Origin of the sequence: Shimazuella alba (assembly GCF_009831235.1) — a bacterium.
GTDB classification, from domain to species: Bacteria; Bacillota; Bacilli; order Thermoactinomycetales; family Thermoactinomycetaceae; genus Shimazuella; species Shimazuella alba.
This window is the reverse complement of sequence record NZ_WUUL01000004.1, coordinates 140,205-162,778: the sequence shown is the minus strand read 5'-3', so window position 1 is coordinate 162,778 and position 22,574 is coordinate 140,205. Positions and strand designations below refer to the sequence as shown.

The 22,574-nt window shown below is 39.8% G+C and carries 21 protein-coding genes and 1 pseudogene; 3 read left to right on the top strand and 19 right to left on the bottom strand.

Going from position 1 to position 22,574, the window contains the following annotated elements; genetic code table 11:
- Nucleotides 1-28: 28 nt before the first annotated feature.
- From grpE to GSM42_RS07565, 11 genes are all read right to left on the bottom strand, one after another.
- A complete protein-coding gene (grpE, locus tag GSM42_RS07615) occupies nucleotides 29-595 on the bottom strand; it encodes a nucleotide exchange factor GrpE (RefSeq protein WP_160800955.1) in 567 nt (188 codons plus the stop codon).
- Between the two features lie 14 nt (nucleotides 596-609).
- A complete protein-coding gene (locus GSM42_RS07610; protein WP_160800954.1) occupies nucleotides 610-2,145 on the bottom strand; it encodes a TCP-1/cpn60 chaperonin family protein in 1,536 nt (511 codons plus the stop codon).
- A 129-nt stretch (nucleotides 2,146-2,274) separates the two neighbouring features.
- A complete protein-coding gene (hrcA, locus tag GSM42_RS07605; protein ID WP_160800953.1) occupies nucleotides 2,275-3,285 on the bottom strand; it encodes a heat-inducible transcriptional repressor HrcA in 1,011 nt (336 codons plus the stop codon).
- A 188-nt stretch (nucleotides 3,286-3,473) separates the two neighbouring features.
- Entirely contained in the window at nucleotides 3,474-4,616 is a 1,143-nt protein-coding gene (gene hemW / locus GSM42_RS07600) for a radical SAM family heme chaperone HemW (protein WP_160800952.1), read from the bottom strand.
- On the bottom strand, nucleotides 4,617-6,422 hold the full coding sequence (gene lepA / locus GSM42_RS07595) for a translation elongation factor 4 (RefSeq protein WP_160800951.1): 1,806 nt from the start codon (nucleotides 6,420-6,422) through the stop codon (nucleotides 4,617-4,619).
- 220 nt (nucleotides 6,423-6,642) lie between these two features.
- On the bottom strand, nucleotides 6,643-6,924 hold the full coding sequence (locus tag GSM42_RS07590) for a hypothetical protein (RefSeq protein WP_160800950.1): 282 nt from the start codon (nucleotides 6,922-6,924) through the stop codon (nucleotides 6,643-6,645).
- 256 nt (nucleotides 6,925-7,180) lie between these two features.
- A complete protein-coding gene (locus GSM42_RS07585) occupies nucleotides 7,181-7,474 on the bottom strand; it encodes a hypothetical protein (protein WP_160800949.1) in 294 nt (97 codons plus the stop codon).
- Between the two features lie 121 nt (nucleotides 7,475-7,595).
- Nucleotides 7,596-8,318 carry a L,D-transpeptidase family protein gene (locus tag GSM42_RS07580; RefSeq protein ID WP_160800948.1) on the bottom strand — a complete coding sequence of 241 codons (723 nt, stop codon included), beginning with the start codon at nucleotides 8,316-8,318 and terminating at the stop codon, nucleotides 7,596-7,598.
- A gap of 175 nt (nucleotides 8,319-8,493) precedes the next feature.
- Nucleotides 8,494-8,829, bottom strand: coding sequence for a DUF3679 domain-containing protein (locus GSM42_RS07575; RefSeq protein WP_160800947.1), 336 nt, complete (start codon nucleotides 8,827-8,829; stop codon nucleotides 8,494-8,496).
- A gap of 12 nt (nucleotides 8,830-8,841) precedes the next feature.
- Nucleotides 8,842-9,972: a stage II sporulation protein P gene (gene spoIIP / locus GSM42_RS07570; RefSeq protein WP_160800946.1), complete on the bottom strand. Its 1,131-nt coding sequence runs from the start codon at nucleotides 9,970-9,972 to the stop codon at nucleotides 8,842-8,844.
- Between the two features lie 306 nt (nucleotides 9,973-10,278).
- Nucleotides 10,279-10,599 (bottom strand): hypothetical protein, encoded by a 321-nt coding sequence (locus GSM42_RS07565; RefSeq protein ID WP_160800945.1) that lies wholly within the window; start codon nucleotides 10,597-10,599, stop codon nucleotides 10,279-10,281.
- Nucleotides 10,600-10,829: 230 nt separating this feature from the next.
- Between GSM42_RS07565 and GSM42_RS07560 the strand changes: the two genes are divergently transcribed.
- On the top strand, nucleotides 10,830-11,450 hold the full coding sequence (locus tag GSM42_RS07560) for a hypothetical protein (protein ID WP_160800944.1): 621 nt from the start codon (nucleotides 10,830-10,832) through the stop codon (nucleotides 11,448-11,450).
- Nucleotides 11,451-11,710: 260 nt separating this feature from the next.
- On the top strand, nucleotides 11,711-12,076 hold the full coding sequence (locus tag GSM42_RS07555; RefSeq protein WP_160800943.1) for a hypothetical protein: 366 nt from the start codon (nucleotides 11,711-11,713) through the stop codon (nucleotides 12,074-12,076).
- An 81-nt stretch (nucleotides 12,077-12,157) separates the two neighbouring features.
- Here the strand turns inward: GSM42_RS07555 and GSM42_RS07550 are convergent, their stop codons facing one another.
- From GSM42_RS07550 to GSM42_RS07535, 4 genes are all read right to left on the bottom strand, one after another.
- The gene (locus GSM42_RS07550) at nucleotides 12,158-12,541 is read right to left on the bottom strand and encodes a GPR endopeptidase (RefSeq protein ID WP_160800942.1); all 384 of its coding nucleotides are present in this window, start codon (nucleotides 12,539-12,541) and stop codon (nucleotides 12,158-12,160) included.
- The gene (locus tag GSM42_RS07545; protein WP_160800941.1) at nucleotides 12,519-14,300 is read right to left on the bottom strand and encodes a recombinase family protein; all 1,782 of its coding nucleotides are present in this window, start codon (nucleotides 14,298-14,300) and stop codon (nucleotides 12,519-12,521) included. Before GSM42_RS07545 ends, GSM42_RS07550 begins: the two co-directional genes overlap by 23 nt.
- Nucleotides 14,301-14,401: 101 nt before the next feature.
- On the bottom strand, nucleotides 14,402-14,572 hold the full coding sequence (locus tag GSM42_RS07540) for a hypothetical protein (protein ID WP_160800940.1): 171 nt from the start codon (nucleotides 14,570-14,572) through the stop codon (nucleotides 14,402-14,404).
- 91 nt (nucleotides 14,573-14,663) lie between these two features.
- Nucleotides 14,664-15,158, bottom strand: coding sequence for a CAP domain-containing protein (locus tag GSM42_RS07535; protein ID WP_202404835.1), 495 nt, complete (start codon nucleotides 15,156-15,158; stop codon nucleotides 14,664-14,666).
- Between the two features lie 611 nt (nucleotides 15,159-15,769).
- On the opposite strand from GSM42_RS07535, the gene GSM42_RS07530 reads away from it, so the two are divergent.
- A complete protein-coding gene (locus GSM42_RS07530) occupies nucleotides 15,770-16,720 on the top strand; it encodes a hypothetical protein (protein ID WP_160800939.1) in 951 nt (316 codons plus the stop codon).
- 164 nt (nucleotides 16,721-16,884) lie between these two features.
- Here GSM42_RS07530 and GSM42_RS07525 read toward each other — a convergent pair whose 3' ends face one another.
- The 4 genes and pseudogenes from GSM42_RS07525 to GSM42_RS07510 all read right to left on the bottom strand — a co-directional run bounded on the left by GSM42_RS07525 (nucleotide 16,885) and on the right by GSM42_RS07510 (nucleotide 22,446).
- Nucleotides 16,885-20,055 (bottom strand): ATP-binding cassette domain-containing protein, encoded by a 3,171-nt coding sequence (locus tag GSM42_RS07525; RefSeq protein WP_160800938.1) that lies wholly within the window; start codon nucleotides 20,053-20,055, stop codon nucleotides 16,885-16,887.
- A gap of 225 nt (nucleotides 20,056-20,280) precedes the next feature.
- Nucleotides 20,281-21,368 (bottom strand): annotated as a pseudogene (tnpB, locus tag GSM42_RS07520) (IS200/IS605 family element RNA-guided endonuclease TnpB).
- A 368-nt stretch (nucleotides 21,369-21,736) separates the two neighbouring features.
- Entirely contained in the window at nucleotides 21,737-22,129 is a 393-nt protein-coding gene (locus GSM42_RS07515) for an SRPBCC family protein (RefSeq protein ID WP_160800937.1), read from the bottom strand.
- Nucleotides 22,126-22,446, bottom strand: a complete 321-nt coding sequence (locus GSM42_RS07510; RefSeq protein WP_202404833.1) for an ArsR/SmtB family transcription factor — start codon at nucleotides 22,444-22,446, stop codon at nucleotides 22,126-22,128. Before GSM42_RS07510 ends, GSM42_RS07515 begins: the two co-directional genes overlap by 4 nt.
- Nucleotides 22,447-22,574: the final 128 nt, after the last annotated feature.

Here is a 22,574-nt window from a genome sequence, read left to right as displayed (position 1 = left end):
CATTCGCGCCACGTAGAAGCTTTCGACACTACGTACTAATTTTGACCATAGTGGGGCGAATAACGCGTTCGCGGAAGCGATATCCTGATTGCAATTCCTCTACTACTATTCCAGACTCATGTTCAGTCGAATCAACTTGCATAACTGCGTTATGTACATGCGGATCAAAGGGCATTCCTACAGCTTCTACCATACTTAATCCTGAATCAGAAAGTGCTTGGAGCAATTGACGATAAACCATTTCTACTCCATCCAGTAAACCCTTTGCTTCTTCTTTATTGTCGGCTGCATCGAGGGCTCTTTCAAAGTTATCTAAAACAGGTAACAAAGATTCAATAAGAGGTACTGATGCATATTTTACCGCATCTTCTTTTTCTTTGCGAGCTCGTCGACGTGCATTTTCCAAATCGGCGACTGATCTAGCCAAATGATTTTTTGATTCTGCTAAATCTTTCTCAAGTTGTTCATTTTTCTCTTTCATAGCAACGAGTTGTGCTTGTAAGGCTTCCACGTCAACTTCTAAAGCGTCAGGCGAATCTTCAGAATGATGAACTTCATTCTGTTCGATTTCGTCTACATTTTGTTTCTCTTCCACACTATTCCCTCCTTTTATATGTTGTTCCTCATTTTCACTACAGTATGGATACGCAGAACAGCAGTAGCTACTTCGCCTGCAGCTTTTAATGCATGGTATTTTACCAACAAAGGATCAACTACACCCATTTCAATCATATCTGAAATAGTACCACGATCACAGTCGATCCCCAAGGAATCGGAATCACGTTTCACTTGATAGGCTTTCACCGTCTCAATTTTTTCCAATGGATTAAATCCAGCATTGGCTACAACTTGTGTCATCGGACGTTCTAACGCTTGAGCTACAACAGCCACACCAAAACGTTCCATCCCCTGTATACTATCTCGAAATCTCTCCACATCACGTGCTATAGACAATTCCAAAGCCCCACCGCCAGGAACAAATCCACCTTTGACAGCAGCTTGAACAGCAGAAGCAGCATCTTTACAGATGCGCTCTATTTCCCCTACCACTTCTTCTGTAGAAGCACTGACTAAAATCGTCGCAAACGGCTTCCCTCTCCCCCCACTAATAAGGACACGTTCCAAAATCCCATCATCTTCAATAATAGAAGCGTAACCTAAAATCGGTTCGATCTCTTCCATTGGTTTAAATAAGCTGCTGCGTTTGATAGGCTTAGCAAGTGTGTGATCGGAAACACGCGACACTTCATCTTGAGTGAGTCCTGAAACAACCATTACTCCAGAATCCGTAAGTATATCTTCTGCTAATGGGTCAATGTTTCCTGTAGTTAAAACAATACCTACATTTAAATGAACCATATTTTCTAGCGCTGTTAAAAATTGTTCACGAAAACGCTCCTGTTTTTTAAAACCAGCTTCTGTTCTCAGTGCTTCATCATCTACCGTTTCGGCAACCAAAGAATCTGCTAATAATAATATTCTCGCGTCTACCTTTGCTCTTGGCATTTGAGGATTTAATCTAGATCGATTGAGAAAAACGCCTGTAAAAACAGCGCTTTCCGCACGTGGATGAGCCACAACAGAACTCGACAGTCGAAAATTCTTATCCATTAATTTTTCATGTCCAATCAAATGAGCAGCTTCAATAACAGATACTGTAATATCCTCATTCTCTCGACTAGCGGTAAATGCAATACGCTGTAGCCATTCATCATCAAGATGTTGAATTTTACGAGATCGATCCTTCATTTTCTTCAGTGCAAACCGTATTCCTCGATTGATTCCTGCAATCACTTTCACCACAGGTACTCCTGAAGCTACTTGTTTTACACCTTCGCTTACAAGAGCCGCAGCCAAAAGAGTAGCTGTTGTAGTTCCATCACCCATTTCATCTTGTTGTGCACGAGCTACATTTACGATCATATGGGCAGCTGGATGCTCTACTTGCATTCGATCTAAGATTGTTACGCCATCATTGGTAACAATTACTTCTCCTCGTTCCCCAACAAGCATAGTGTCCAATCCTTTTGGCCCTAGAGTAGTCTCTACCGCAGAAGCCACTGCTCTCACAGCATTTACATTCGATTGTAACGCAGATAGGCGAGGATCTACTCGATCTGCATCAAAAAATTCACTTTCAGCCATTGAACCCTTCCTTTCCATATGGGGACCGAGGATATCTTTTATTGTAGATAAGCGAAATTTGTTTTATCTACCTGCAAACCACCAGACCTCTGTCAAGTAAAAATAGGCAAGAATACATCGCCAGCATCTTTAATTCCTATTGGATAAAGACTTCGTAAAACCTTCGATAAGAGAAATAACTTTCCCATAGTCCATTCTAGTAGGACCTAACACACCTATTGTGCCAACAGGATCATTTTCCAGTTCAAAAGATGCAGTGATTACACTACACCCTTCCACTCCCTCGACAGCGATTTCACTTCCGATACGCACTTGTACACCTGTGAACATCGGTTCTATTGGCTCTAGCAATTGGAGGACTTGTTCATTTGCCTCAACAAGATCAAGCAGACTTCGTACTTTGTCAACATCGCGAAACTCTGGTTGTTCCAACATACGTGTAGTACCGCTTAAGAACAACTGCTCTGGTTGTTCAAACATAAACAATTGCTCTAACATAGTTGAAATAAGCGGTTTTGGATATAACAAATGGTGTAGATCATCATTTATCTGTCTTAAAGCTTGTTTTCTTAATTGAGAAAGTGGAATTCCGATGGCACGGTAATTAAGCAAGTTTACTAATTCCTCAATCATAGAAGAAGATATCATCTCAGGAATAACGATTTGATGTTGTTCTACTTGTCCTTTATCACTAACAATCACAGAAACAGCGATTTGCTCTGTAATTGGTACGATGGACAAGTGTTTTAAATGACCCTCTACCAATTTTGGACTTGCTATCATCGTCATATAATTGGTTAATTGAGAAAGCCTTGCAGAGATTCGCTGCATCTCTTGCTCTAATTTTTCAGCCTGATCAAGTAGAAAAACATCATGATCTTCTTCTTTGGGGACATAAGAATGCAGAAGATGATCCACGTAAAAGCGATATCCCTTTTCTGAAGGAATACGTCCGGCAGATGTATGCGGTTGCTCCAAAAAACCCATCTCTTCTAAGTCAGCCATTTCATTCCGCACTGTTGCAGCGCTAAAACCAACGCCTTTCTTTTTGGAAACAGTACGAGATCCAACTGGTTCAGCTGATATGATGTATTCATCAACAATTGCCCAGAGAATCTTTTTTTGCCGCTCGGTTAACATCTGCCTCCCCCCCTAACTTGGTAGATAAGAAGGAATTCATATCTTATCTACATATGTGCAACTAGACCTTTGTCAGTGTCTTGTTAAAGCCAAGACACTTCGTCAAGTTTCTTTATTAGCACTCGTTTGTCATGAGTGCTAAAATCTAATCTATAAGTTATCAAAGGTCTGATACGGTGTCAATGTTATCAATAGAGAAATTGTACGAAAACATCATTTCCAAATAATAATCCCTGTTCTGTCAGCCGGATAATATCTCCTTCAACACGAAGAAACTGTTTGTTTACTAATGTTTCAATCGCATCTCCAAAAACGTGATCAGCAGGTTGGCCATATTGCTGCTTGAATTGTTGTAAACTGACTCCCTCAAGCAATCGTAACCCGAGAATAAAATAATTTTCCATCTGCTCCTGAAGGGGAATCTTTTCTTGTTGCAAAATGGGCCGTTCTCCACGGTCAATCCGACTAACGTATTCTGATATCCCTTTTACATTTACATGTCTAGTACCATGTACATACCCATGAGCACCAGCACCAAAACCATAATACGACTCATTTTTCCAGTAGGTTGAATTATGCTTGCTTTCTCTGCCTTGTTTGGAAAAATTACTCACTTCATATTGGGCATAACCTTGCTGGAGCAGATAATCACGAATAAGTTGATACATACCATATTCTACTTCTTCATCTGGTAAAGGTAATTGTCCACGCTCTTCCAGATGATAAAATAGTGTCCCTTCTTCCACTTTTAAACTGTAACAAGAAAAGTGGTCTGGTGATAAAGCTACTGCACGCTCTAACGTATCCCGCATTTGATCGAGGCTTTGATTTGGCAAGCCAAACATCAAATCCAAAGAGATATTGGAAATCCCCGCAGTCCTCGCTTCTTTTACACTTGTAGCAATCTCACTGACTCCATGCGATCTTCCAATTTCCCGCAATAAATGAGGTTCAAAGGTTTGTGCTCCAAAGCTTAGACGATTTACCCCTCCATCTCTTATTACGGCGAGTAACTCAGGAGTGGTCGTCCCAGGGTTTGCTTCCATTGTATACTCGATGGCGGGAGCTCGCTCAGGAAAATATGTTTGTATGATATCGAGCATTTTTTTCATCTGAACCGGAGTTAAAACAGTAGGAGTTCCACCACCAATAAAAATGCTTTCTAACTGCTCTGGAGGAGCATCACGAACCGTCATCTCGATCTCTTTTGCTAACGCGTCCAGATAGTCATCAACAGGCTGTCCCTCGACGACATAAGCGGTGAAATCACAGTAGTGGCATTTGGTAGCGCAAAATGGGATGTGAATATATACCGCTTTAGGAGGAGTCACTTACTTCTCCTCCATTTTTAATACTGCCATAAATGCTTCTTGTGGTACTTCTACGCTACCTACCGCTTTCATTCGTTTTTTCCCTTCTTTTTGCTTCTCAAGGAGTTTCCGTTTACGACTGATATCCCCACCATAACACTTAGCTAATACATTTTTGCGGATCGCACTGATATTTTCCCGTGCTACAACTTTGTTTCCAATCGCAGCTTGGACTGGAATTTCAAACATTTGCCTTGGGATTAATTTCTTTAATTTCTCAACTAATAAACGTCCTCGATGTTGTGCACGATCACGGTGAACGATGAAGGATAGAGCATCTACCACTTCCCCATTTAACAAAACATCCATCTTCACTAAGTTTGAAGTTTTGTTGCCGATTAACTCATAATCAAAAGAAGCATACCCTTTGGTACTCGATTTCAACAGATCAAAGAAATCATAAACGATCTCCGATAATGGTAAATCGTATTGCAAATTAACCCTATTCGTATCCAAGTACTTCATATCAATATATTGACCTCGTTTGGTTTGACACAATTCCATCACAGTACCAACGAAGTCATTAGGAACCATAATACTAGCTCGGACAAATGGTTCTTCTATATGATCGATTTTTTGTACTTCTGGCATCAATGTAGGATTTTCAATTTGCAAAACCGATCCGTCTGTTAGATATACATGGTAAACAACACTTGGTGCGGTAGTGATAAGAGATATTTGAAATTCTCTCTCGATTCTCTCTTGAATAATCTCCATATGTAGCAACCCTAAAAACCCACAACGAAATCCAAAGCCAAGCGCATTGGAAGTTTCGGGTTCATATGCCAAAGACGCATCGTTTAGCTCCAACTTCTCCAATGCTTCTCGTAAATCTTCATATTGAGATGAATCGACTGGATATAGCCCGCAAAATACCATCGGGTTTGTTTTCCGATAACCAGGCAGCGGCTCCGCAGCTGGGGTAACTGCATCTGTGATTGTATCTCCAACTCGTGTGTCTTTTACATTTTTGATACTAGCTACGACAAATCCAACTTCTCCCACTGATAATTCATCCATTGCGACAGGGTGCGGATTATATGCCCCGACTTCCAGCACTTCAAATGTCTTACCAGTTGCCATCATTTTAATTTTCATGCCTTTTCGAATGGTACCTTCGACTACTCGCATGTAGACAATGACACCTTTGTATGCATCATAAAAAGAATCAAATATCAATGCTTGAAGAGGTGCATCAGGATCTCCTTTTGGTGCAGGTACTTTTTCCACGATCTGTTCTAAAATTTCCTCGATCCCAATCCCTGCTTTTGCAGAAGCAAGTACTGCATCGCTAGCATCGAGTCCAATTACTTCCTCTACTTCATCTTTCACTCTTTCTGGATCAGCACTTGGCAAGTCAATCTTATTGATCACTGGAATAATTTCCAGATCATTTTCCAATGCCAAATAAACATTTGCTAAAGTCTGTGCTTCCACTCCTTGGGCAGCATCGACAACTAACAGTGCTCCTTCACATGCTTGTAAGCTTCTTGAGACTTCATACGAAAAATCGACATGACCAGGAGTGTCGATCAGATTCAATATGTATTCTTGTCCATCTTTTGCTTTATATGGTAAGCGAACAGATTGCAACTTAATGGTAATCCCGCGTTCCCTCTCCAAATCCATCTTATCTAAAAACTGATCTTGTTTTTCTCTTTCGGATAATGCCCCCGTAAAATCAAGGATTCGATCAGCTAATGTCGATTTTCCATGGTCAATGTGTGCAATAATTGAGAAATTACGTATTTGTGTTTGTTTACTCATCCGTTCCTAATCCTCCCTGCTAGCCAAAAAAGCAGACTGCATTGTATCATTATAGCAGTCTGCTAGGAGCGCAAGCAATGGTATTCCATTAATGGGTTTATTTAAGATCATCAAATGGAACTTCCAAAAAAAAAAACATATATATGATAGATCATTCATGGTTCCGTGTTGGAGCAGTAAACATAACACCATGCTTACCACTCCAACAGGAGTTACAGGCTTACTTAAATCGAATCACCACACCGCTAGTCGGAAGTATCTGCTTCCCGCGTGTAAAGTTCACACTATGGGTCCGACGACCATCTGCGTGTTCCTCGGCAACCACCCTATCAGGGTAAATCTGGATCTCGAATCCATTACGGAAGTTCGCGTCATACTTAGAAACCTTTTCGAGCTTCTCAGCGAAGATACCCGCTTCAGGAATTTCGATATTAATCCCATTTGGAAGCTTTTCGACAACGACACTCGCGTTCACCGTAGAGTTGTGAGTTCGATTTGCCATGCTTACTCCATTCTCTCTTTGTACTCCCTTTGAGTACTATCCAAATGATACCATTATCTTTTATAAATGCAAATAAAACATTAAACAAATAAGATTATTACTTCTTCTACTCAAAGAAAAATAGTCCAAAAATAGAAAAAACGCCACATTCGTTTTGATATCTTCCAAACAAAATCTATATGATTGAATTCAAAATTTTTCATGGGCTGAAGCAGTCAGCATTAATTGCTAACTACTCCAGCTGGAGTGATTGGCATTACCTCTTATAAATAATCTTTACCCCACACTTGAGCGTATAGGTCTCACCCGGCTTCACATAATGATCCTTGTAACCATTATGCCTTTCAGATACTCGCACTTCCCCTCTCCGCTCAGGAGCACTAGAACTCTTCACAGAAATGAGCACAATCTGAAACGTCAGAACCGCTGGATTACCCTTAAGCTCTTTAAAGTCCTCAGAGTATCCTGTATACCTATTATGAATGTATTCACGAGGAAGGTTTTCGATCGTAACCTTTTCGTTTTCTTCGCACTTATGTGGCTTACCCATGATCCACTCCAATTTTCGATAAGGACACTCCAGATGAGTGCCTCTCTTCCTTATCTTAATTTATATTAGAACAGTTGTAAAACAAAAAACGCCCTTTTATAGGAGCGTTTTTTCAGAATACTTATTTTACTACTGATTTGTGCACATAAGCATATGCGCCGCTTTTTAGCTTGATTTTGTGGAAATCGCCAGACACACCAACTTTGTTCAAAACAGTACCACGAGGTACTACTTGCAATACTTTTGCTTTTAAAGATGCAGCCGCACGAATATTAGCAGCACTTACAGATACAGTTAGTTTACTAGTACTTGGTTTAGAAGTACGGTGTCTGCCATGCCACACACCATCATGCTTATTTTTGGTAATCCATACCAAGGTGCCAGTTCCTACGGTGTTGTATAATTCGATTACTTGGTCGTTATACATACGAACACAACCACTGGAAGCATAAGTACCAATGGAAGCAGGGTTGTTGTTTCCATGGATCCCATACATACGTCCGTTATCTCCACCGACTTGCAGACCCAGCCATCTTGGACCTAGTGGATTTCTTGGATCTCCTCCAGGAATACCTTTCCATCCAGGTTGGTTGATCTTAATGATAATTTCAAACGTACCTTCAGGAGTCAAACTAGAAGTTCTCCCTGTTGCAATTTTGTACGTTTTGATTACTTTACCGTATTTGTTATACAAGTAAAGTCGATTGTTGGACTTGTTGACTTCAATTTTGTAGTCATCAGGACCTCCAGCAGCGTATGAGCGATTAACCGCTCCAAAGCTAAACAATCCGGTAAAGACCAAAGCCAAAGCGGTGAGAATACTTACCCACTTAATAGCTTTCATCTACCTCACCCATCTCTCTATAAAGAAGTAAAAACTGTGCTACTTATGTTCATCATAAATCATCTATTGTGGTCTGTATAGATATTTCACCATGGAAAAATTAAAAAAAGTTGACTTTTTCAAGAGTCAACTAGTCCAAGTTAAATACAATTTTTAAAAATCAGCATCTAATCATTTATTTATCCCATGAAAATATGGAATTCAACATCATTCGAGAGTAATAACGCATATTGGAACCAATCGAGTTGCCAATATTGGATAAGATATTCTCACTATGAACAAGCGATTTTTGCACTTTTTCTACTTTGGCTGTATCCAGCGGCTTGGTCTGAACTACTTGTCCTAAAACATTTAACTCCAACTTATTGCCTTTGGTGCTTAATTCTACAGCTCTTGGAGCGCCTTCTATCCCTTGCATCTTTTGTATATTCTTTTCCGCAGAGTCAATTCCCACAAAAATACCAATTAACAATACAAGACATAATGCCATGATCTGCATCGAGTAACGCATTTTCCAACCTCCCTATTTTTGAACCGGAACAGCATCCGAAAGTTTGTCTCTTAACACTTTTGCCAAAATATCCGTCGATCGAAACACTTCTTGGAAATTATTATCAATTCCGCCCATTTCGACAAGAAAACTCCCTTTAGATAGAGACTGGTTATATTCTCCATTTGTTCCTGTTGTCCGAGGCTTGATAAAGACACCTCTGACCAATCCTGGAGCAAGTTTATTAATCTCTTTATAGAGCGAACGTGCCAATTTTAGGTTTTCTGTATAATGTTTACTAGCTCCACCTACAACAAATGCCAGCCTTGCATAAGATTTTCCTTTTATCTTGATCGTTGTTACTTTGCGACGCTGCGAGTCTCGGTGTATATCAATCAGATAGGTTAAGTTGTCATACTTTTTCAGTGCTTGCACTACCGTTTTACGAGAGGATCGATATGCTCCTCGATACGAATATGGCACATGTGAGGCCACAGAACCTATTCCCATTTTTGCTAACTGTTCTGCCAAGTGTTTTCCAACTAGCGTAATATTTTTATTGGCGTCGTTTGCTTTCATCCCACGAGATTGATCTAATTCTGGTATATAGGATTCAGAAAAATGAGAATGATAGATAAATACGCGTTTCACTTTTGGACTGGTTATTGTTGTAGATGGAACTTTCTTTTTAGATTGTTCTTGTTTCTTTATCTGTTCCATCAATTGTTCTTCTAAGTTTGCTGGCGGCGATGATTCGATTGGAACATCGGAAAATGTCACATCTTTACTAGCTGTATCAATATCCGTATCAAATAAAGCAAATAACGGTATTTCATTGCTTAAAAAAGTTCGAGGATCATGCGGATCAAAACTCGTCATCACTTCAAAAAACAGACGAGAAATCATTTGCTCGCTTCCTGGTCTATGGATCGTTTCTTGTAAATATGGAATATTATCTCCCATCACTTGCAGGAGCGTTTTCTCGGTTAGATGAGAAGTCACTTTACTCAATTTGGAGTTACTATTTGACTCTGTTTGCAAGACAAAAATTGCTCCCAGCACTAGAAAGATAACTGCAGTACTTACCATAAAAATAACAAATATACGTCTATATCTAGGATCTGATAGGTTATATGTTTCCATGCGAAATTGCGACCGTCTCATCCTAACTCCCCCATCTGTGCACTTTCTTTTCTATCAATACCTATGTGGGAGATTGAGAGAGTAGAACGAGAAAATAGATTAACAACAGAGAAATACATTTATTGTTAGACATATTCAAAATGATAGAATAATTGCAAGTGAAAGTACGTCTATTTGAGAAGCATAGGCGATTCACTATCACCCCTCACCCTGGTAGGACTAGTATAGTAGAGATGACCGCCATCAAGAACGGCATCACCAAAATCGGGATCAACGAGCTCATCGGAGCCATCGTTTCCATGAGTATGGATTCCCTGTACAAGTGGGTCAAGGTTCAGGTGACGTTGAAACAACAGAGAGGAAAACACACATCTCCTTTATCTCGTCAAGGTACACATCGAGAAGAGGTATGCTTATCGGACAGAAATTCAGTGAAACTATGGTCACCTTTCTGTCAGGACTTGCTCCAGTGGAAATCCCAGATATTTGGTAGCAGCAGCTGAAAGACTGCTCCAGTGTGGCGAACTCCAGCAAGAGGGGCTCGAAGGAGTCGAAGCGATTCAACGAGGTCACCTCCAGAAGTGGTTCGACTGACTGAAGCATGCTGGAGCTGCTCGAGAACTTTTCTCCTTTGCGATTCAAGTTCATCGATCTGCACACCTTGCGTGAATGATGCTGTTCACCATGAGTACGATCTGACTTCGTGAGGGCGTTCGAGGGCAGTTTCTCTAGCTGCTTCCCCCGTCGAATAAAGCTTGTATGAAATATAAATAAAGGCTATCTTTCGGTAGTCTTTTTTATTTTTATTGTTTCGAATATATTCCCTGATATAATAAATGTAATGTAATCAACCACTCTGCCTAGAAAGGGCAACAGAGATGGATGACACCATGAATGACGTCACCAAGCTGAACGAGCAGGAGTTCCGTAAGTCATTCTTCGAAGTGCTGGGTTCCAAGAATCTGACTGAGATCACCGAGTGGGTCACCGCTATCCAACCGAATGAACGGACCACACTGTCTCTGGGGCAGCAGCTCGAACAGTGGCAGAGAAACCCGACGACCGAAGGACGAATCCAGTTGCTTGCTCGCTCCCTTTATGAGCAGGTCAACTACGGAACGATATACGAGTGGAGTCTCTTCCAGAACCTCTATGCCATCCGTATCCTTCTGGAAGATTCTAAAGGGGAGATGGAGGAGGTGCAGTTCTCATGCCTGATGGAATGGGTACTGCGTCTCGAAGAGATCATCTGGGATGATATCCGCTTCGTCTGGATCCCGAATCCGTACGAGTACACGTTCATCTTTCGCCGGCACAACTGGGAACTTGGTTCAGTGTTCTCACGTGCTCTGGAAGCCAAGCCGAACGACTGTGCACAGATGTTCTGGAGTGACATCTTCCAGCTCGCAGATGCGATGACCAAGGTCAAGGGTGCAAGAGTGGATGGCACCCTCGTTCCTGACTGCCAAGCTGTGCTTCTTGCCTACCAGCAGTGCTGACGGCATTCGTGTGGGTTGGCAGGTTCTACTTGCCAACCCACACGCCGAATAAAACTACTTTCCTATAGAAAAAGGAGTCTCTTTTATGAGACTCCTTTTCCACATCTACTCTAAGAACTTAAATGCCCATCATTTACTGGAATAACAGACTATAAAGTGTTACACCTCTGAATTCAAATATTTTATATTTTCATTTCAGATAATTTCCTATATACTGGTTTTACATTATCAGTCCCCTACCATAGGAAAAGGTCTATATCATGACTGTTCAGGAAAAGAGTGAAACCGAACCCCTCCCCTCACTGCCAGATGAGCTGGATGCTGAACGCATTCGACTTCGCCAGATGCTGAAGAATCAGTTGCCAGAAGTACGTATCCGCATGAAGGGCACTCCAATCCATGAAATGCGGGGAATTCTTCGCGTTGCTCCAGAGATACTTGCATGCGGGATGAAGCTGGATGAGCTGAAGGTCACGCATGATGAAGTCAAGCTGATACTCGATCATGCTAATGCTGTTTCGAATGGAGCAGCACTTCCCAAGGACAAGTTCCTCTTCAATGGAAGTCTCGAGATCATCCATCATCTTGCCAAGCTCATCAAGTACAACCAGTCGAGGGATAAGTAGGGGATGACGGGGTTTTCCTGTGGGTTCACCCACGGGAAAACCCCGCTCCTATTATAAAATAAATTTGTTCGTCCTAACTGCCTAATGCAAGTGTGTTACTACATTATCCATCGTGACAGATTCATGCAAAGCACAGTTAAGTCCTGTTGCTATCACCTTTGCCATGTCAGCAATAAAATCATCTACTTCTTTGGGTGTAACCATCAAATTTTGCCCCAATGGTGCTAATATCTCATGAATCAGCTGTCTTTTCTCATCATCTTCTAATTCACCAACTAATCCCAGCATCTTTGATTTGGTTTCGCTCGGTATTTCTTGTTGTTCCAACTCTTTTAGCTCTGGACGATTTAACGGATCAAGTGGATTTCCCTTCACTCCTGACATCTCTCGGCTCAAGTATGCTAGCAAATAATTAACTGTATCAAAGGCAATGGTAACTGCATCAACTACTGTAGGAACTCCCATAGTTGCTATATTGCAAGTTTGATTCCACCTGTGCCTCTCTTCGTTTTACTAGACTAACAGCAGTTTCTCTCGCACAACTTACTGCTTCAAAAAATTTCGGAACATCAAAATGCAGTTCTATTGTCACTTCTTCTCCAGCAACTTTCACCTCGCTGACAATACTTTTAATCATTTCTCTTTTTTCTTCTATTGTTGCCGACTCAAATAATCCTCCCCAATCTGCAAGCACATCTTGGAGTTTCAATACATCTACTTCTGATAGACCGTTGCTGTCTTTCAAAGCTTTCATCTCTTCGAATAGTCTCTTCGCTTTCTCCAACTCCGTAACAGAACGTTCATACAGCTCTTTTAATTGAGATTCAGAGAAAGATGAATCTTCACCCATTAGAATTCGAAGCAAGTGATTGTTTGCATTTTCTTTTGCCCTCTGCCATTGTTCCATGTCTTGTTTGGCTTGCTTCAATTTTGCTTCAATTTCTTTAGAAGCATGTAGAGTCTTTTGCTGAATCTCGCTTAACACATTGGAGGTTATCAATTCTTTGGTATACTCTTTTATTTTTCCAATCACTAACGCATCTAGTTTTTCAGTCTTATGGGTTCCTTTTCTAGACCCGCAAGCCTGTACACCTGATTTGAGTCTTCTCAAACATCGATAAATACCATATAAATCTCCTTTTTTTGTCCGTTTGGAATCTAACCAATCCCGTTGACTTCCATACGTCATAGCACTGCCACATTCACATGTTAGAACACCTACTAGTAACCCTTTTCCCGTCCCTTTTCTCTGTGGAGCCTTCCCTCCAAATTGATTACTTGTAACTCTTGACTGTTTCATCTTTTGTGCTTTTTCCCAAATCTCAGCTTGAATGATTTCATATTCTGGCCAAAACTTCTCAGATACAAGCTCTTCTCCTTGTTTGGTGTACTTTTGATAGGAACCAAACTCTCCTTCTACTGTCTTTGTCTTCCCATAAGACAAAAAACCCTTATAAACCGTGTTCCGCAGGATTTTGCGAATACTCTCAGATCTCCATTCTCTACCTGTCCTCGTTTGTAATCCTCTATCATTTAAAATACCTGCAATACGTAGCATCCCAAAACCTTCCGAGACATAAAGCCGATAGATTTCTTTCACCACTTCTGCCTCTTTCGGATCTATTTCCAACATGTTCGACATCTCATGATGATTCCGATACCCATAGGGAGGATTTCCGCCAGTCCAATAGCCTTCTTTGTGAATTAATCTCATCATATCTGTTACACGTACTTTGGTATCCATGGATGATTTTTTGGCAGACCAAAATTCAATGAAGTTCAAAATCTCATCTGCATCACCATTATTGGTAAACTCTCTATTTTTATCTACTACCCAGATACGGCAGTGTCTCAAAAAACGTATCGCATGGTTTAAACTCTCTGTTGATCGACGCCCAATTCTATCTAACTTATACACTAATAAAATATCAAACAAACCCTTTTTTGCATCTTCAAAAGCATGATTCAGTCCAGTTCTCTTGCTGGTATGTGTATGAAAACCGGAAACACCAGCCTCTATATATTCCAGTTCTGTAAACTCCCAATCTGGCTGATTCGCTATATATTCCATACACTTCTTCTTTTGAAGCGGGAGGTCATTTTCATCTGATGCAGGTCTAGCAGATACTTTGCCTGAACGAGAAGCCAGTTTCATTTTCCCTTGACTCGTTTGTTTATTGGTACTAGCACGCATAAATAATGCTACTCTTAATTTCCCTGCCAATGAAATCTACAACCTTTCATGTTCTACCGTTGTATTATTACAGGTATTATACACGGTTTACCATTCCATGAACAAATGTTTTATCTCACACAAAAAGAGGCTTATTTCGCCTCTGAATTACCTACTATTTTATTATCAGCTTTACTTTTGTCGTTATAATATCTGGAGGCAATGGTTGCAAAAACACTCTGAAAATCAGTAATTTTATTTTCAATATCTTTAGTAGGAAGTTTATACTCTGATACTACCACTTTGACTTTGTAATCGGACATTCCAAAAACTACATCCTTTATCATCTTTTTAAGGAGTAGTATCTTTCTAATAACCTTTCCTTATTCAAATTAAAAACTTTTCAACTATAATTTAATATTTGTCGCTGAAAAATTGTTGGGTCCAATATATGCCGTATCGTCCCCCACCTTCTGCATAACCAACTCCAATGTGTGTATACTCCTTTCTCAAAATATTTTTTTTATGTCCTTCACTCTTCATCCAAGCTTCCATGACTTCTTCTGGTGTTTTCCATTGGGCAGCAATGTTTTCCCCACAGTACTTCTTTTTCATATGTTCACAAGGCTTCCCATAGGTAGGCGATTCATGATCAAAATAATCTTTATCTCTCATATCTTCTGATTTTTCCCGTGCTGTTTTACTGACTTCTAAACTTAATTGTAACGGCTCGATATTCCGTTTTTTTCTTTCCTCATTCACTAACTCGAATACTCTTTGTTCAAATTTGGAGACGGTATACTCTTGGACAGGAACCTTATTTGTTTGTTGGGCAAAGGTAGAAGGAGCGGAGACAAATAAACAGACCGCTAGAGAAAACACAAATAATGTAAGAAAATTTTTTTTCAATTCGATAACCCCTTTCTAAATTCATGGGAGAATTATCTTTATTCTAATAAAAATAATTGCGAAATGGGATGTCAAAATAAATAACAGATTCATTTTATTTTGACATTTATTTTTATGTATATGGAAATAGTAAAATAAAAAATAGATGCTAGTTTTGAAAAACCCATTGTTTCATCCATTTGAATAATCTACCTGTTTTCTAAATAGAACCTCCTAACTTTCTAATCTGTTAGAAAAGGAATTTTCCATCTATCTTCTCCTCCATTTTAGGTTACAAAAGTATAGTTTTGTAACCTAAAATGGAGAACCCTTGATATATAAGGCCTTTTCAAATCAGAAGTTTTACACCAAACCCACTTATATTTACCATATATTATCATTTATTTATTTGATAGTTGAAAAGAAACTTATGCGTGATGTTAACTGCCATCATAATATTTGACTTATCCTTTCACTCATCCCCATCCAGTTAAAGGAGCAAAAGGAATGAACAGATCCAAGGAAAAAGTTGTCACGCTCAAGAGATTTCAATTGAATTATTATTTTCAAAAATATTCTAGTGATCTATAATAGTTATAAGCGTTTCACCTATTGGACACGAGGAGAAAACAATGTCCCTCATTTCTACGATCCGTACGCAGGTAGAGAGCAGTATCAATTCTGTTGCCTATCGTGTGTTCAGCTCCTACGGGAGTGATTCGCATGGCTACGATCACGTCAAGGAGATCGTCACGCAAAACCTCTCGCAGATCGTCGATCCTGCAAAGGTTGTAGCATTGACGAAGGAGCAGGTTTCTGGAGAAAAGCTTCAGAAGCTGGTCGAATCTTACTTCGGCTATAACGGAGAAGGGAAGGCACTTGTCTTTCAGCGCATTAAGGAGATTCTGCCTCACATCTCGGAACTCATCGACCCGGCAAAGGTCGTAGAGTACGCCAAGACAAAGCTCTCGTCGGATCACTTCCTACAGGATCTGGTCGATTCCTTCCTCCGTGAGAACAAGGAACGACTCTCCAGTCAGATCGAAGCACTTCTACCGGATTTCACTGATCTGATCGATCTGGAAAATGTAAGAGAGACCGCTAAGAAGATCATTGCTGATCGATTCACTTACTTCAGTCTCTCTGATCATCTGCGAAAAGGGGAGCCGGCTAAGCTCCTCAAGGAGCATGCTGATCGTATCTTCGCCGAACTCATCCCTGCTGTTTCCGAACTAATCAACACAGAGCAGCTGATGGAGGAGTTGAAAAAGGATGTGATTCGACAGATCAACTGGGCAGCTGGTGACTTTGTCTATGGACCTGGGAAGCAGCTGATTCGGGACCAGGTCATGAAGGTTCTGGGGCCTGAGCTGAAGAGGCAACTGACACCGGAGCGCGTCCGAGAGTCGATCGAGAATCAGCTTCCGTATGCCCTCGAAGCCGCAGCATCCACCATGCTCAAGCGTAGTGGTCAGCCCGGATACGAGGCAATTCTGCAGACTCTCTCTCCCATCATCTCGCAGATCGCCACTGAGGTGGTCACCGAGATGATCGAAGAAGATAACAGTTCAAACGAAGACTAGTTCTCTTCCTTGTGTCACCCGATCGGAACACATGGTTGCATCCATTGCACCGTTGCGTTCCGATCGGTCCCTATCGAATTAAATTTCCTTCATATAAAATAACATAAAAGCCCATTTGCATATTGCAAATGGGCTTTCTACACTAACTAACATCGTCCTCTAATTTATTTATTTTGCTCCAAGCATTGATAAATAGCCATCATATCTTGCTTATTTAATTCACGAATCCGATTGAAAATGGGAATATCAGCGACAGCTTCTGTATATAAGCTACCATCAACAACATCTCTTACTGTTCCAGTTAACCATGTTTTTACTGGTGTGCCTTCTACAAGTTCCTGAAGACCCTCATCATTGATACCACTAGCATAACAACTTACACATGGAATGGTTAATTTAAACACACCATCATGCAGATTATCTTCTGATATAACTTTCTTTCCTTTGCAGAAGGGACAAGGATGGCTTTTTTTCATTTTATTTATTCGGGTAACCAATTTTTTGTAACCAAAAGCTTCATAGACATATGTTAGTCTTTTGTATTTTCCATTCGTGAAATACTTATCGATGATTGTTTCTCTTGTCTCATTGATATTAGGAAAATCACAGATGGTCACTTTATTATTATTACTGATAGATTCGATACTGTCTTTGATGTTGTCCCAGAAGGGTAAGACATTTTGTAATACCATTTCATAACTCATAAAGCTCGCTTGTTCCAATTCATATATTTTCAGTGCAGCTTGTGTTTTTCTAGGAAGTAAAGAGACATCTTCCGTCAAAATCAGATCGCCGCCTACAATAGATCTCAGTTTGACGAGCGCAGGTACATCACCTACTATTTTTACTACTTCGTCAATCGGCAGATGGATAATTTCACGAATATCTGTATCTCCAAATTTAAGCGGTTTATGGTGGTTTAAAACAGTACCCTCACATACTGGACAGGAAATCATCTCCTTTGATGCTTTCATATGCTCTTTTATCATTGATTTCGAAATAGACATATAACGACCAATGATTAAATTAAAACCTTCCCATATCCGACGCGCCTTGCCTGCTTTATCATAAAATGACTTTTCCCAGTAGCCATATAAAAACGTATGTCGTTCTGCTTCCGTCATCTCATTGTAGCTTTTACTAATATCTTGACCCAATTCATTCTTGATCTCATCAAAAAGAAATTGTAATTTTGCATATTGATAATATTTTAATACTTCCATTACATCTGGATGTAATAAGCCATCCCAAAATGGCACTGTTTTGTCTTGTATCACAACATCTATATCAAATTTTTCAATCACCCTGCGACCAGAACAGGACGGACAATGATTTACTTGATGATAGAAATCAAAGCTTCTTGTATCTCTATTGGTTGGATGCGTAGCTACGATATGGTTAATCAAGCCGCCAATTTCATAAAGGAAACTATATTGACTATACAAATGTCTTTCCAAATCGATAGCAACGACAGGTGCAATGGTATTTGATTCGTATTCACCATAAATCAGACGCGCCATTGAAGTTAGACTTTTTAAGATCCCACCCTTATAGACATTTTCTGCATTTTTAAAATAGGCAATATGATTTTCTTCTAAAAACGTAATGCCATTTTGCGATTTCAGTGTAGATGAAATAGGCGAAGGCAGCACGGTATCTTCCGTCTTATTAGACTCATAATATTCATCATGACGAACAACATCAAGATGTGTGACAGGTTCGTTCTCTCTTTTACCAAAATCAACTATAAAATCAGAACTTTCCATCATATAGGCATTATGTTCAATCATCATGATGGAAATGGATTCATCCTGTAGAATGCTCCTAATACTATCAATAAATTGGTTTAAAATATTTTGTGATAAACCTTTTGAAGGCTCGTCAAAAATAAAAAGGGTATGAGGATTTCTTGCGTTCGAAAACAGCTCAGAAACTAAATGGACACATTGAAATTCACCGGTTGATAATGTTTGCGTCTTTCTATTTAAAGTCAAATAACCTAGTCCCAGTTTGATCAGTAAGCTCAAACGTTTATGTGCGATATCTTCATTTGGAAGTTCATCGATGATATCTTCAATGGAGCGATCAAAAATATCATCAATTTCGTCACTATATTTGGTGAGTTTCTTTTTGATATCAAGAAACGTCGCAACGGTTGACCGACTGGTAATTGATTGGTTTCGGTCTTGTCCAACCATAACGAGTTTATCTTTTTTGTAACGCTCTTGAAAATCTTTTGCAATACATTCGTTGACAAGTGTTGATTTACCACATCCAGATTCACCTGTAAAGGTTACCAATCTATTTTTGGGAATCTGAATTTCAGCCATTTGAATATTCCGGCAATACAAATCATGAAATTGATAATAATCTGTTGGCTCTTCCTCATTTCGTTTTGAGTATATTGGTTGTGGACGCGGTGATTCATTCACGATTTTTCCACCATATTTTCCACTACCAGGGCCAAAGAACAATTTTCCATCCGTTGTATCCAGCACTGTGTCTGAATGATCAATGAGCCAAATCTGATTCTTATAACCCAATTGTTTAATCTGTTCTAAAATTTTCAATAGGGTCTGGTAGTCAAGGCCAACAGAGATTTCGTCAATAATAATCACGGTATTTTCACTAGCTGTCATAAATTCTGCCAAGTAAAGTCTTGTTAATTCTCCTCCTGACAATGTACCCATGATCCGATTTAAGGTTAAGTAACCAATATTCATACTGATAATATTTTTAAGAATATGTTGTTTCTCTTCACTAATATGCAATTCCTTTGAAAGGGAAAGAATGGATTCCATGCTTAAGTTATTGATATCGGAAATACTATAGACTTGATTGCCTAATTCCATCTTATATTGCAAGACTTCTGGATTATATCGCTTGCCCTCACACTTTTTACATTCGATATTTTTAGTAGTACCGCGTCCCTTACACGCAGGACACCAGCCTAATGCATTATTAAAGGAAAAAACTTCTGGTGAAAGCTGATATTTTTCAGCAAACCGTACACGTATCTCTTTAAAAACGCCTGTATGAGTACCAATCGTCGAACGTGGATTAGAAGAAATCGATGACTTTCCTAGAAAAAGAACAAAAGGCATGTCTTCCATCTTAATGGCACTAAAATTGGTTTCCATGATATTAGAAAACAAATACTGATATTCAGCCTTGGGCAATAAAGAAACGAGACGCTTCTTCGATTCTTCACCAATAGCTTGACAAAAGGTAGATTTACCGGATCCAGATAAACCGGCAATTCCTAACGATTGATCTTCCGGCAAATCAGCATCTAAACAGTGAATATTGTTGGCAATTAATTGGTTGATCTTCATTGAATATCCTCCCATCTCCTATTTTAAATGTTGCAAGGTTGTTCAACTAGATTAACTTTCTTTGTATGTAATGCTGCTCTCCTCAATAGTAAAATAACCGAAATGATTTAAAGTTGTGTTGTTGTTATACCTTACACACGATTGAACACTCCCACCACCTGCGCTATCGCTTAGAGGTGGGGGATTCTTAGGAACTCCCATCTATGGACGGGATATTTACTAAGCTTAGACCGCAGTCCCTGCGGCAAGCAGTCTTCTACCTTCTTGCAAAATGTTCGTTGCTGCGTTGATGTCCCTGTCGTGTTCTTTGGTACATTTGGGACATGTCCATGCTCTCAAGTTTAGATTCTTCACGTCTTTGTTGAGGTAACTACAACAGGAACAAAGTTTGCTAGACGGGAATGTTTTTCCTACCTTCACCATTGTTCTTCCAAAGCACTCTGCCTTATTACGCTAACAGACTTGTGATTTCTGACCATGAAGCATCCGTAATCGATTTAGTTAACTTATGGTGGTTTTTGACCATGTTCTTCACTAGCAAATCTTCGATCTGATGACTTGGTTTTCGTGAATCAGTTTCGAAGACAATTTGTGAAGGAAGTCGTGGCGAGCGTTGACAATCTTCTCGTGATTTTTCGCTACTTTGATTCGGGCTTTGTTCCAGTTGAAACCTCCTTTGATGCGTCTAGGTAGGATGCGTTGTGCTTTTTCCAGTTTCTGTTCATATTGACAAAAAAATCGATTTGGTTTGACTTTTGTACCATCCGAGAGTATTGCGAAATCTTTTAATTCCAAGATCAATCCCTACCGTTTTTTTCTTACTGGAACATAGGATCACATAGAACAGAAACGAAATACTTTCGGATGGATTACGTTTGACTGTAGCGGAAAGAATAGTCCATCGATTTCACGAGACTTCGCAAACCTCACGCAGCCTAGTGATTTTATCCTCTTCTATTTGGATATTTTGATTTACACATGGACTCGTGTAAGACTGCACCCTATTTCTCTTGGATTTCAATTTGGGTTGCTCATTCTGTTTCTTGAAAAACCGCTTAAAAGAGTCATCCACATTTCGCAGTGCTCTTATAGAGAAGTGGAATCCACTTCTTTTAGCCATTCTATTTCCTTTTTAAAGCAGTACGTAGTTTGGAACAAGCGTGATAGGTCAATCCTTTGCCCGTTTCTTTGTACGTATCCTTCCATTTGGCTAGGAAGTGGTTGAAAACAAATCGACTACAGCCCATCGATTGGTTGATGAGAATTGCTTGGTCTTTATTCGGATAGAGTCGAAATTGGAATGCTTGGTGCATCTGCTTTTCAGCCCCCTTTTCCTGTAGTATATACTATAGAACGTATGTTCCAATATAAGGTTATACGATATCCCGTAAAAAATTCACCACAACAATAGAAGAAGAAAAACAACTGAAAAAAATGGCAATTGACCAAAATACAGATACAGGGAAGATGATTGGAATACTAGTCAAAAAATCTCTACAAAGATTATCAGACCTTACGAGAGGCGTGAATACCACCCCACCCTCGTCTGACGCTCCGATTCATCTCTCACTTATGGATGATGAGGGTATTCTCGGCTCACAAACTAATAAAAAAGAGCATTACTTCCTGCTTGCCACAGTAATGCTCTAATGAAACAAAAAATCGATTTTACATGTTCGTATTACTGCTCAGCCAACACTTTTTCTAGGTCGCCAGCCATTTTCACCCAACCATGTTTTGCACCATGGAACGCTTGATCTTCTTTTTCGAATCCTGTTTGTTCCAGATGTAAGTTAGTTGTTCCATCCTCATGCTTCAACGTCCATGTGACTATTGTGTTGATTGGACCACCCACCCAAGTGTAAGATAACTTATAAGGCTCGTCCACTACTAATACTTCACAATCTACAACTAAATTCCACTCATCATTACGAAATTGACATTTATGTCCTACAATTGGTTGAAAGTTATTTTCCATTATCCATTTCGCAAGCGTATTTGAATCCGTTAAGGCGCTCCATACCTTCTCGATAGAGCTCTTAAAATGAAAATCTTGCGCTACTGTTAAATTCATTCTTGTTCCTCCTGCAATATTTGGTTTAAAAGTAACATTCTTTCATTCCAAAATTTCTTGTAGAACGATACCCAATCCTCAATTTCCATTAATGGCGCAGCATTTAACCGGTAACGCGTTTCTCTGCCGACCTTTCGGTGGGTTACGAGTCCAGCATCTTTCAGTATTGTCAAATGTTTCGAAACCGCAGTGCGACCCATTTGAAAATGAACCGTTAACTTGTTGAGAGGCAATTCTTCGGCATCTGCCAACAATCGAAGCAATTTACGACGGGTTGGATCAGCAATGGCGTCATAAACATCTCTTGTGCCGTTCAATATCACTCTCCCCCTTTATCTTCACAACTCGAAAAGATACCAAATGGTGTCATATTCACCATTCATGATACGATACTAAATGGTGTCATGTCAAGTTTCCTCTCGCAGAACAAGAAATAACATTTAGA